Annotated in this window: 8 protein-coding genes; 2 read left to right on the top strand and 6 right to left on the bottom strand. The window is 58.7% G+C overall.

What is annotated here, in order from left to right:
- Positions 1 to 16: 16 nt before the first annotated feature.
- Positions 17 to 157, bottom strand: coding sequence for an S-layer homology domain-containing protein (locus PQG80_RS26610; RefSeq protein WP_271754761.1), 141 nt, complete (start codon positions 155 to 157; stop codon positions 17 to 19).
- 96 nt (positions 158 to 253) lie between these two features.
- On the opposite strand from PQG80_RS26610, the gene PQG80_RS26605 reads away from it, so the two are divergent.
- Positions 254 to 1,387, top strand: a complete 1,134-nt coding sequence (locus PQG80_RS26605; RefSeq protein WP_271754759.1) for a serine hydrolase domain-containing protein — start codon at positions 254 to 256, stop codon at positions 1,385 to 1,387.
- 142 nt (positions 1,388 to 1,529) lie between these two features.
- Here PQG80_RS26605 and PQG80_RS26600 read toward each other — a convergent pair whose 3' ends face one another.
- The 3 genes from PQG80_RS26600 to PQG80_RS26590 form a co-directional block, all read right to left on the bottom strand.
- On the bottom strand, positions 1,530 to 2,435 hold the full coding sequence (locus tag PQG80_RS26600) for a VanZ family protein (protein ID WP_271754758.1): 906 nt from the start codon (positions 2,433 to 2,435) through the stop codon (positions 1,530 to 1,532).
- Positions 2,436 to 2,498: 63 nt separating this feature from the next.
- Positions 2,499 to 2,900, bottom strand: a complete 402-nt coding sequence (locus PQG80_RS26595; RefSeq protein WP_271754757.1) for a DUF1801 domain-containing protein — start codon at positions 2,898 to 2,900, stop codon at positions 2,499 to 2,501.
- A gap of 54 nt (positions 2,901 to 2,954) precedes the next feature.
- Positions 2,955 to 3,224, bottom strand: coding sequence for a winged helix-turn-helix transcriptional regulator (locus PQG80_RS26590; protein WP_271754795.1), 270 nt, complete (start codon positions 3,222 to 3,224; stop codon positions 2,955 to 2,957).
- A 173-nt stretch (positions 3,225 to 3,397) separates the two neighbouring features.
- Between PQG80_RS26590 and PQG80_RS26585 the strand changes: the two genes are divergently transcribed.
- On the top strand, positions 3,398 to 4,036 hold the full coding sequence (locus PQG80_RS26585) for an NADPH-dependent F420 reductase (protein WP_432432813.1): 639 nt from the start codon (positions 3,398 to 3,400) through the stop codon (positions 4,034 to 4,036).
- A 98-nt stretch (positions 4,037 to 4,134) separates the two neighbouring features.
- Here the strand turns inward: PQG80_RS26585 and PQG80_RS26580 are convergent, their stop codons facing one another.
- Both PQG80_RS26580 and PQG80_RS26575 read right to left on the bottom strand, forming a co-directional pair.
- Positions 4,135 to 6,738: a beta-mannosidase gene (locus PQG80_RS26580; protein WP_271754756.1), complete on the bottom strand. Its 2,604-nt coding sequence runs from the start codon at positions 6,736 to 6,738 to the stop codon at positions 4,135 to 4,137.
- A 130-nt stretch (positions 6,739 to 6,868) separates the two neighbouring features.
- Entirely contained in the window at positions 6,869 to 12,583 is a 5,715-nt protein-coding gene (locus PQG80_RS26575; RefSeq protein ID WP_271754755.1) for a stalk domain-containing protein, read from the bottom strand.
- Positions 12,584 to 12,671 lie beyond the last annotated feature (88 nt).

Raw genomic sequence — 12,671 nt, 5'->3', positions numbered from 1 at the left:
GCCTCCATCCTGGCATTCAGGACGGAGGCCGCTTCGGCGTTAAAAGGAGGATCGTGATCTTCGCCTGCGGCCGGAACGCGCCGTCCTCGTAGCCGACGATCAGTCCGCGCCCGAACGCCGCGTTCACCTCGCCGGTGAACCGGTCCGACGCGGACAAGATCTCTGCGAGAGACGCCGAGCCGCGGAAAGGATTGCAGCAATGACCCCTTTGCACAATAATGAAAGAGATAACTATAGTAAAGGATGGAGAACGATGGACTTCGCACCGCTGTCCCGATTTATAGACCGCATCGCCGCTTGGCGCATTCCGTGGGCGGAAGTGCTGGTCATGCATCGCAATGAGACGGTTTTCCGCTATCGCGCCGGCTATGCCGATCTGGAGGCCAAGTCCCCGATCGACGAGGACCGGATCATCTATCTGTATTCGCTGACGAAAATACTGACGTGCACGGCCGCGCTTCAACTGGTCGAAAAGGGAGCGATGCTGCTGGGCGACCCGCTCTCCGCCTATCTGCCGGAATACGCCGATATGAAAGTGCGGAGGACGCAGCCGGACGGCACCGTGTCCGTGGAGCCGGCGGAGCGGCCGATCACGGTTCGCGATCTGTTCGCGATGACGGCCGGCTTCTCCTATGACCTCGCGACGCCTTCTATCCGCGAGGCCATAGAACGCACCGGCGGCAGACTGCCGACCCGCGAATTTGCGGCAGCCCTCGCGCAGGAGCCTTTGCAGTTCGAGCCGGGCACGCGTTGGAATTACAGCCTGTGCCATGACGTTCTAGCCGCGCTGGTGGAGGAAGTAGACGGGAGGCGGTTCGGCGCGTACGTGCGCGAGGAGATCACCGGGCCGCTCGGCATGCGCGACACCGGCTTCGACCTCTCCGGCGCGCAGCTCAGCCGCCTCGCGCCCCAATACCAATTCGACGAGGCGCTGGGCAAGGCCGTGCGCTTCGACGGGAACTGGTACCGCATCGGCACGGAATTCGAGAGCGGCGGGGCCGGTCTGCTGTCGACCGTAAGCGATTATGCGCTTTTCCTGAACGCGCTGACCAATGGGGGCACCAGCCCGGACGGCGTGCGCATCTTGTCGGCCGCCGGCGTCGATCTGATGCGGTCGGACCATCTGACCGAGCGCACGCGCAGCGATTATAACTGGGGGCAGCTGGCAGGTTACGGCTACGGGCTTGGCGTCAGGACCCATGTCTCTAAGGCGGGCAGCGGCTCCCTGTCCCCGCTCGGCGAGTTCGGCTGGAGCGGCGCGGCCGGTTCCCTCGCGATCATCGATCCCGCGTCGCAGCTGACCGTCATGTACGCGCAGCACCTGGTGAACAATCAGGAGCCCTACGTGCATCCGCGATTAAAAAATATCGTGTACGCCTGTCTGTAAGTCGGCAGCGGACAAAAAAAGCGGTTCGGACGTTGGCATGTGTCCGGACCGCTTTCTGGTCTATTCCTTCAGCTTGCTTGATTGCTTGGCATACGACACCCGTGCTGCATTTACGACCGTTAGATCCGATCCCTTAGTAGCGTCACGGTTTGATCTCGGTAAGCGTCAGATCCCATAACAGCACGTTTGTCGTCGGACGGTCCTTGTTCATAACCGTTACGGTAAGCTCGTCGGCGCCTCTCAGGTCGGATTCAAAATAACCGGGATCGCTGTCTCTGTCCGTTCCGTTTACCGCATAGGAGGCTGTGCCGATCTCTTTCCCGTCTACGGTATAAATAATGGTGCTCTCGCCGCGAGCCACATCGTCGGGAACGGCGCTATAACCCGACAACGTCATATACTTCCCATCCAATCGATAAGTGAACATAACCGTTCCTGGATTGTTTCTGCTAAACAGGTTAAGTTGAGGCTCCACCTTGCGGCCACCCACCTCGAAGCTCGGAAGACTTGTATCCCAAGCGACGGAACCGGCCTTCAACGGCAGTTCGTGAAGCCCTACTATTCTGCCCGCTTCTATTTTCGTAGCCTTGGCATAAAGATTGTTTATCCCTGCCACGACGACGGTTGTTCCAAACGAGAGCAAGATCGCCATGACGACGGCTTTACCCATGCCCGTCCATGTATCTTTAGAACCAGGCACCGATCTTTGCGCTAAGAATCCGACCGACGCTCCCAATGAATTCATGAGGACATCGTCCATATCGAAGCTCCCGAGATGCGTTAACATCTGTACAGCCTCGAGCATCAGGATCGCGAGCAAAAACACCCCGAGGAATCGTAGAAAGCGACATCGAAATAGGAGCGGGATTAACATTCCGTATGGCAGAAAAGCCGCGAAGTTGGAAAAGTTAAACAACCAGATCCGAAAATCCCTTCCCGTCGGCAAATTCAGCGGAATGCCATCGGGCACGAGATTATACGCATACGCCCGGTTATCCGCATGGCTTATTCTATCGAAGCCAAAGTACATAAAATATAGCAGCAGCACGGTATATGCGGCTAGCGAAGCGACGAGAGCCGCTCGAACATGTCTAGGAAACATCGTTTTGGATCACCATTGCGTTAGATCCACCCACCTTTTGACCGCTTCTTTTAGCGGCTCTCTTTTTAATTCTACATCCTTTATATCGGTAAACTTTATGATGGCTCTGTCGCTTGCTGCCCACTCCATGAGTCCTTGCATATCCTCGAAGTAAGGCTTCAAGTTCATGCTTTCTTTTGCTTTGGATCCCCGGTGAAGCACAAGTCTAAAAAAGCCGTTTCCATGAAGGTTAAATGTGATTTTATCATCATTATGGTAACAGAAACTCGGTGCCTTCCATTTCACATGTTCGGAAACTTCCCGATCAACGCCCAAGACGATTCTACGTACTTCTTCAATCTCCCTCTTCAGCGGATGTTCAAGTTTCTTTAAGAATTCTTCGACTTGTTGCTCGTTTGAAGGTTTCGTCATTGGATCACTCCTAAGCCGCTGGCCTAATATGATCTGGCTATGGCCGAGGGGGCTTCATATATACTTTTCGCCCCATTCGCTCATTTTATCAAGAAATACAATCATGGATCGCCCAGATGAAGTCAACCTATATTCTACTCTTGGTCGAGGCTCCGGATAGGATTTTTTTTCAACGATCCCATCCTGCTCAAGTTCGCGAAGCTGTTCGGTTAGTATTTTCTTGGAAATTGAGGGTAGATGCCGAAGCAGCTCACTGTAACGCACGGGTCGGTTCGTTTGATACAAATGCCGATATATTGGAATCTTCCATCTTCCGCTTATCATAGCGATTACGACCTCAACAGGGCAGTCATTCAGCTGGACGGGCATTCTTCCACCTCATTTTTACCAATAATATACCACCATTATATTTATCCTCATAATCGGATACTAAATAGTGCCTTATTGTCGTCAAAACATAAGGCTCATATAATCGCCCTAGAGAGGAGAGGAATAAAATGAAAATCGGAATCCTTGGATCGGGAAACGTCGGCAGAATTTTGGGAAAGGGATTCGTAGCGGCAGGTTATCAGGTATGGATCAGCAGCCGAGAACCGGATAGCCCGAAGCATGTTTCTTGGAAGCAAGAGGTAGGTGGGCGTGGCGACGTCGTATCATTCGATGAGGCAGCCCGGTTGGGCGAGATTATCATTGTGGCACTTCCTTGGTCCAGCTTGAAAGACGTTATTGAAAGCATCGATCCTATCTATTTGAAAAACAAGACGGTCGTTGATGTAAGCAATGCCGTACATTTCGACAACGGACCTCGCTTATTGCTTGACGATTGGTCAGTAGGACAAATTGTCCAAGATTTGTTGCCTGAGAGTCGCGTTGTTAAGACGCTCAATACAATTAGCGATAAGAGAATGGTGCGTCCGAATTTTAAAGAAGGTTCGCCCATCATGTTTATATCCGGGAACAGTCCATCCTCCAAAAACCAAGTTAGAGCTATTCTTAATGATCTGGGTTGGTCGTCTATTGTTGATCTGGGTGACATTCGTCAATGTCGCTTGCAAGAATCCATCATGCTGGCATGTGTCATTAGCGAAATTCAATTCCAGTCACCAGGATCTGCATTTGCGCTGTTAAGACAATAGGACACGCCCCCATGCAAAAAGCCGGATCGGTATTGACCCGGCGCAGCAGTATCAGAAAACAGGAACTTATCTTCCAAAGTCACCTGGATGAAATGAAATCAGTTCCAGCCGATCAACTCGATTTCCTTCTCATCACTGGCTTCAGCATCAGAGGCGGCATTCAGCCCTCGGTATTGGATCGTTCTCAGCTCACCCGGCAGCAGGTCGAAATAGTTGTCGGAAAACACATAGGCTCCGTGGAGAAGAACGGCTTTGGCATATCGGTCCGCCGTGACCGTCACGCTTCCCGCCTCCGCGCCGCCTGCATGGGACGCGACCCGCAAGCCGGAAGTCGCGAGCTTCATATCCGCCGGCAATCCGGAGAAATAGACGCACCGGTCCTCGCCGAAGGTTCCGCCGATATCCATAACCAGTACATGGCGGTCGTCCAGCAGCGCATCCAGCTCGCCTGCCGGAATCGCCGCCGCCGCGGCCGACAAACCGGCGCCGACGACGAAGTCGAACGCACGAGACCAGACCGCCGCGTCAATGGCCGTCCCCTCGAGCTTCAGGATTCGCAGCATACCCGTACCTCGGATCGCCTCCGGCATATCGCTGCACACCCAGCAGTCGTACGTCCCCGACTTCGCGTTTCTTTCGATCGAAGCGATGACCGGCCGTGCCGCTTTTTTAAATCCGTAATACCCGCCCTTCGGGTACCCGTAATAATCGACCAGGCTCCAGCCGCTCGCCGGCCAGCAATCGTTATACATCCAGAACAGAATGCCGCCCGCGTAATGGCGGTTGCGCCTGTAGGCCTCCACGGTCAGCCGGGTCAGCTCGTGCTGGACGAACGACATGCGTCGGATCTGCTCGGGCGTCGACGCGGCGGGCGGGGCAAGCTTGTCGGCCAGCGTCGCGAGCGCACGGAAGAGCGAGAAGTCCTTCAGACCCGGGTGATTCTTCGTATGGTATTCGAGCATGTGGTACGACGGATCGGCCAGATCCTCGTCGTTCATCATCCGCTGCAGCGTATGAACCTCCGGCGTGCCGAACATCGGAAATTCCGGACAGAATCGGCTCAGCAGGCCGGCAAAGTAGGACCGGTAATCGCGTAAATCCGTGTTGCGGAAAACGTCGAACATCTCGAACAGCGCGCCCGTATAGTGCGCGGTGCCGATCGTGAACGAGTTGTTCGTGCTGCCGCCGTAAGGGCTTGTGGGCTGAAAAGGCCTGGACGGATCCAGCTCCGCGCACAGCCGGCCCGTGATCCGCTCGGCGATGGCCCTTCCAGGGTAATCCGGGTCCTCCTCTCCCGCAAACATGCCGTTCTCGTTATCCCCATTCCACCAGACGAGACTCGGGTGGTTCCGCAGCGCCCGGATCGCGCCTTCGACCTCGGCGGTCAGCGATGCCGTCCAATCCCGGTCCGATTCGGGATACGTCCCGCAAGCCATCATGAAGTCCTGGACGACGACGATGCCAAGCCGGTCGCACCAGTCCCAGAACGGCTCCGGCTCGTAGATGCCGCCGCCCCAGCAGCGGAGCATCGTCATGCCGGCATCGCGGGCGAGCCGGAGCAGGTGCTCGTAGCGCGAATCCGAAACCCGCGAGGGGAAGGGATCGCATGGCACCCAGTTGGCTCCTTTGCAAAAGATAGGAACGCCATTGACCAGCAGACGGAAGCCGCTGCCCGGCCGTTCGCCGTTCGCTTCCCAGACCATGCCGTCCGGATTGTCGGCGTTCGCATCCCTTTCCGTTTCTTGCGATCGTATTAGCGCAGTCATCCGCGCTTCTTCGCTTCCGGTCCGGTCCGCGAGCTGCTCGATACGCACCGTCCGGATGCCGAACGCGCGCGAACGCTCGTCGAGAAGCCCCGACTTGTCGTACAGCTTCGCGACGAACGTGTACAGCGGCTGACCGCCGTACCCCGCGGGCCACCAAAGCTCCGGCTCCGCCAGGTCCGCCGTCAGTTCGAGCTTGCCGCCGTTCAGCCGCCGCTCGGCCTGCCAGACGATCGCGCCTGCCGGGTCCGCGATTGCAAGCGACAGCCGCAGCGGCTCCTCGGTACGGCCGGTCGTCTCGACCGCGACGGCGAGCGACGCGCCGCAAGCGTCCAAAGCCTTCGTATACACAAAAAGATCGTCGATCGCAGCCACGTCCTCGAAGACGATACGGACGGGCCGCCATATGCCATAGCTGACGAGGCGGCCGACCCAGTCCCAGCCGAACGTGCACTGCATGCGCCGCACGAATAGGCGCTCGCTCGTGAAGGCTGCGCCGAGGCCGACGTACGACTTGCCGGCGAGCCCCTCCGCGACCGTTCGGAACCGAACGGTCAGCTCGTTCGTTCCCGCTCGCAGCAGTCCCGATATGTCGAAACGGTAGCGAATGAACATGTTGTCGGTCCGGGCGAGCCGGATGCCGTTCAGCTCGATTTCCGCGTACGTATCCAGCCCTTCGAACTCCAGCAGCGGACGCCCTTGCTCCAATCGTTCGAGCTCGAACGTCCGGCGGTACGTCCACTGCCAATGCTCCACCCATTGGCAATCTTCCGCTTGCTTGCGGTAGCCCGGGTCCGCGATCAGGCCGGCCTCGAGCAGATCCTGGTGCACATGACCGGGAACCTGCGCGTCGATCGCGATGGCCGCTTCCTTTCCCGAAGGGTCTATGCCTTCGCCTTTCAGTTGCCAGGCGCCGGTCAGCGCGAACGTTCTTTTCATTTGCTATCTTCCTCCGGTAATCTGATTCTTTTGTCATTCGGGCAGCAGCGTCAAAAGGAAAGGATGCTCGCCGACGCGGACCGACGCGCAAGTCCGAGGTCCGGCGGGAGCATCCTCCGAGGTCATGCGATTAAGGCAGTTGGAACACGACGGTCGGATCCGCCCCGATATCCTTCACGATGTTCGCGAGCGCCGTCCCGTACGTCATGCCGAAAGTGTAGGAGCCTGGCAGCAGTTCCACGCGGATCTCGCCGCCCGCCGTGCTGCCGATCGACCGCCAGCTGCCGCCCGCATACACCTTGGCCGTGCCGCCGTTGACCGGGTTGCCGCCGGCATCCTTCAATTGAATGAGGACGCTCGCCGTCTGGTAAACGACCGTCGGATCGTCGCCGATATTCTGGACCTTCTCCTTGTAGACGCCGTCATAGGTAATGCCGAACGTATATGAGCCCGGCAGCAGCTCCTTCGCCGTTTCGCCGCCTGCAGTCGTGCCGATCGTCTGCCAGCTCCCTCCCGCATACACCTTCGTGTCGGCGCCGTTCAGCGGATTGCCTTGGCTGTCTTTCAGCTGAACCTTCGCCTTTACTGTCTGGAAGGCTACGGATGCCGGACCCGTACTCGTATTTTGCGTCAGCTGTTTGGTCGTACCAAGATAGGTCACGGAGAAAATATAGCTCCGCTCCGGCAGCGCCTTCGTCGCCTGCCCCGAGGCGTCCGTCGTCCCTAAGTCCTTCCAGCTGCCGTCGTAATACTTGACCGTGCCGCCGGCGAGCGGCTGTCCCGCGCTATCCTGCAGGGAGACCGTGGTCACCGTGGCGGCCAGGCTGAAGCTGACGCTCTGCTGCGTCTCGGCATTGCCCGCCAGGTCGGTCGACTTGTAAAGAACCGTATACGAGCCTTGCTTGCCGAACGTCAGCGGCGCCGTGTACGGCGTCCAAGTCGTTCCGTTATCGACGCTGTACACGGTCTGCGCAACGCTGGATACGCTGTCCGATGCCGCAAGCGTCAGCGTAACCGGGCCGTTATACGCGCCCCCCGGACCGTCCGGCACCGACGGATTCAGCGCGGCCGTCGTGACCGGCGGGGTACTGTCCGCTATGACCGGACGGACCTCGATATCGTCGACGTAGAAGGTTTGCACCGGACCGCTTTGTTCCGTATACAGGTACACCCGGACATCGCTGACGGTCCCCGGCTCATTAATTTTCCAAAAGCCCGATGCCTGCGTCCAGCCCCCCCTGAGCAGCGGCGCGCTGGTGAAAATATAAATCTGCTTCCCGACGCCATCCACCTTGTATTGCAGGCAGATCCGGAACAGCGCAGGCTGCGCGGGTGCTGCAGCCAGTTTGGCCCAGGCCGAATAATAATAGGTCTTCCCCTGCTCGATCGATGTGGGCATGAAGAACGACGCGAATCTGTTGTCATTCAGCTTCGTCACCTGAAGAGACTGCGCCCCCAGGCGTTTCTCTGCCGTTGTCAGGGCTACGCTGGCGCTGGAGCCGTAATAAGACGAAGGAATCGCGGCGCCCTCCATGTCGGGGTTCAAGATGAGATTGCTTCCCAGCACCGCGTCGGCGGGCTGCCCGGAACCGAGCGACACCGTCACGGTCGTCGTCGCCGTGAAGCCTCCGTCGATGGCCGTTGCCGTAATATGCGCAATGCCCGCGTTCTTTGCGAACACCGTGCCGCTGATGTCCACGACGGCCACGTCCGGATTGTCAGAGTTCCAAATCAGCGCTTGGTTATTGACGCTGCTCGAGGGCTGGAACGTCGGAACGAGCGTCTTGGTCTCGCCCATGTTAATCGTAGTCGCAGGGTTCATGCTCAGTCCCGTCGCATAAGTCCATGCCGGGCTGGACGAGTAGGTCACGAGCCTCGCTTCGACATCGTCGAGATAGTAGTCGTGATTGGTGCCGTCGATCTCCGTGTAAAAGTAAAGCAGCACATTGGAAATGGGACTGGTCTCCGCGATTGTGTAGTTGCCCTGCAGCTGCGTCCATTGATCGGCGGAGAGCCCGGCGCTGGTGTAAATAATCATCTGCTTGATATTGCCGTCGACCGTATACTGCAAGCAAAGCCGCAGCGGTTCGTTGAGCGTCGGCGCCTTCGCGAGCTTCGCCCAGACCGAATAATGGTATTCCTGGCCTTGCGTGACGGCGATCGGGAAGGACGCACTGCCGTAACGGTTGTCCTTGACGACCTTGAGCGACTGATGGCCGCTGTGGTATTGCGTGACGTCCAGTCCCAACGCGCCGTTCTGCACGCGCGCCTGAATCGTGCTTCCTTCCATGCCAGGATCCGCAACCAGGTTGGCGCCCAGCATCGGCAGCGAGGTTGCCGTATCCAGCTGCACGGAATCGATGCTGAAGTCGCCGGCCGACAGCGTAGGCACGACCCGGATTTGCTTGATTGTTCCCGTCCATGCGGCCGAGGAAGTCGTATCGAACACGTACTCGCGGACGGTCGAATCGCTAGGCAGGATATAGGTCGAGAAAGACTTGGCCGCATTCCAAACCGGATCGGCGTCCGTCGTATAGTAAAGCTTAGCCTGCGAGCCGGTCGTCTGGTTGCCGAGCTGCACGCGGACCCGCTTGATCGTAGACGCGTCCAGCCCCAACAGATCCGGCGATTCGACCGCAGGCTCCGCCCCGCCGGATACGCCCAGGGAGGTGCCGCCGAATCGGCCGCCCTGCCCCTGCCCGCCGGCGATGCGTCCGTTCGCCGTCCAGCCGTCGCCGAATTCAAAGTCCCAGACGACGCCTGCCGGATAGATCTGGATTTTCTGCGCGGCCGCGTCCCACTTCACGGTCGCCCCGAAGGCTTGCTTGAGGTACGAGAGCGGCGCGAGCACCGTTCCGTTGGCCAGCTTGACCGGCGCGTGTTCGAGCGCGATGGACTGATTGTCCTTGAGCGCCGTCGTGCTGCCGACAGATAGTTCATAGACGCTGCCGTCCTTGACGGCGATGAACTTCTGATTCGCCGCGTCCCACTCGGACCTGACGCCGAGCTGCAGCCAGACGTCCTTGATCGGCACCAAGACGACGCCGTCTTGCACGAGCGCCGGCTGGCTGAAGTTTTTCCGCTTGCCGTCGATGTACAGCTTGATGGCCGTCGACTCGTCGGCGACCGCACGGATATAGTCGATGCTGATCGTGCCGACGGCCGAGATCGGATCGATCCGGATCTGCCGGATATTGCCGGTCCAGCTCTTGTTCCGCCACATCTCCACGTAATAGTCCGTGTATCCGTCGTCCTGCGGCTTCACGTAGAAGCCCATCGCCTTCGTCTCGTTCCAGTCGCCGTCCAGCTCCGTCGTGAAAAACACTCTGCCGTCGATATCGTACGCGCTGTTTTTCATCCGGATCTTGAGATAAGGCGCGTCCTCCGCCTTAATCCCCAGATGGTCCGCGGAGATGATGCCCGGGTCCGTGTTGTTGGTGGTGCCGGTGAAGGTACCGCCCGCGACGCTCACCGCGTCGATCTGCTTCAGCACGCTCCAGCCCTCGCTGTCGCCCGGCGTGTTGAACTCCCACGAAGCGATCGAATTGCTCGATATCGCCGGAGGCGTCAAGGTGCGGTTCTGCACGACGCGCCCTTCCGGATACAGCACGTTGATCCGCGCTTTCTGCGTTGCGGTCGGCACGGCGTCCGTATGGGTACTGACGCCCGAGAACACATCGCGGATCGCATCCACGTAGCCGAAGCCCGCGAGTCCTGCCGGCATGAGGAAGTGGCCTTCCCCGAATTCGTTCCAGTTGTCCAGCATGACGAGCTTCTTGCCCAGATTGCCCGCCGACAGCGACGGAATATAGGTGTCCTTCGTCCACTGCGCCAGCGACTTGAATTCGGCCGGGGTCGCGTAATACCCCGCGCTCAGCCCCCAGGCGGTGTCGTCCCTGCCCATGCTGAGGCCCGGAATGACGTCCATCACGCCGGCGTTGTTTTCCAGCGTCAGCTTGAGCTTCTGAAATTCGGGATGCCCGCCGAAGGAGCCCCACGAATAGGCGTAGACGCCGTCGAAGCCCGCATCCTTGCGATTCTGCAGATCCTGGGCGTTCGTACCGTTGTATACGTTCAGGATGGTTAGCTCGCCGACGCCGGCATCGCGCGCCGCGCTTCGCAGAATATCCATCAACGCCTTCGCTTTTGTGCTGTCGCCGCCTGCCAGCTTGACGAATTGATCGTAGTTGTAGATGGTGAACACCGGTTTTTCGTCAACCTTCAAGTACCGGGGGTCCTTAAAGTAATATTCGATCCAGTAGGGAACCAGATTGTCGCGGAAATCGGCGATGTCCTTCGCCGCCGAGTTCAGGTTCTCCCACATGATGGCAAAGTGTGCGAGATTGCTGTACTTGGCATTGAAGTAGCCGTCGTCCAGCGCATCGGACAGGTAGGAATCCTTGATCGGTGCGCCTTCTCCCCCGATCGGCCTGAACCAACAGGACATCTGGAAGTCGATGCCGTGCTCGAGCATCCACTTGATCTCCCAGTCCGCCGTCTCCGGATTGCCTTCGTCATAGAAGCCCAGATACGGCGTCCGGTCCGGGAACGGATTGATTACGTCCCAACCCAGATGATGTCCTTCCCGCCACATCGGGCAGCTCTGCACGCCGACGCGAGGGCCTGTGCTCAGGACTGTCGACGCGGGCGCGGGCACATAGTCCGCCGGCTCCGGCGTATTCGCAGACACAAGAATATCGTCGAGCCACATCAGGCCTTTATTCGCGGCGGAGGTAGAGAACCGGATGCCGTCGACGGAAGCGATGCCGGAAGCGATATCGACGTTCGCTTTTTGCAGCTTGCCGTTGACGTAGAGGTCGGCCTTGTGCGTGCCCGGCTTCAGGACCACTTTAAGGCGGTACCACAGGTTAGCCTTGTAGTTGTCGTAAAGCTTTACGGGCTGTCCGGCCGCGTCCTCGTAAACCAGGTTCCCACCTGCGGTGAACAGCTTGAGCGCCGTCGTACTGCCGCTTCTCAATTCGGCTGTGAGACCGTCGGTCTTTACCGGGATAAAAATCTTGTATTCCGCGGTCAGAGCGCCCGAGATGGCGGCGAAGCTCTTCGCGAGCGACATGCTGCCGGCCGAGGCGGACGCATCGATCTTCAGGCTGTTGACGTCCGGCTTCGGGGCGCTGAGCATCTGGGCGACCTGAATCGTGCCTCCGTTAAGGACGGCCGTCCAATCCTGCGGCAGGTTGCCCGATTCGGGGGTGACCGACAGCAGCCTTTCATTGACGGCATAGCCTTTGTAGATATGAAGCGGCGTAAAGAAGAAGTCGCCCGTCGAAGCGACGCCCGTCGTCAGCTGGAAGCGGTTCAGCGCGGACACCGTGTTCGCGAAATTTTGGGCGCTCGCCCGCAGGATGCCGTTGACGTAGACATCCGACTTTTGCGTGGTCAGATTCGCAATCACCTTGACGCCGTATTCTTGGTTGGCCGAATAGGCTTGCAAGGTCACCGTACCGCCTCCGGACGTCTCCAGCACGAGATTGCTCCCGCTGGCGCTGGTCGCGATGCTGACGCCTGGCGTATCGCCGCCGAGCAGCTGCCAATGCAGACCGCCAATGACGCTCATGGGCTTGAAGCGGAATTCCATCGTCAGCGTCCCTTCGCTCTGGGCCGGGAACTTGCGGCTCATCGATACGGGGAGCTTCGTACTGGCATCGCTGATTTTTAACGTGTTGTTATAAATGCTCGTCAGCGCGCCGCCCGCGGCGCGGACGTCCCAGCCGGACGGCTGGCTCTCCCCCGGCACCAGGTTGGAGAGAAACGCGAAATCCTCGTCCACCAGGTACGCGGCCCCCGCCGGCGCGCTGTCGGCCGATGCGGAACGCGGTGCGGCCATCAGAAAGAAAACGCATACAATTGCAATCGCACAGAAAGCGGTCCAGCCATTTCTCAATGGGCTCATAAACAAAGATTCCCCTTTGCTT

This window comes from Cohnella rhizoplanae (assembly GCF_948329515.1).
Lineage (GTDB): Bacteria > Bacillota > Bacilli > Paenibacillales > Paenibacillaceae > Cohnella > Cohnella rhizoplanae.
The sequence above is the reverse complement of the archived record's forward strand: the minus strand, read 5'-3'. Positions and strand labels throughout refer to the sequence as shown.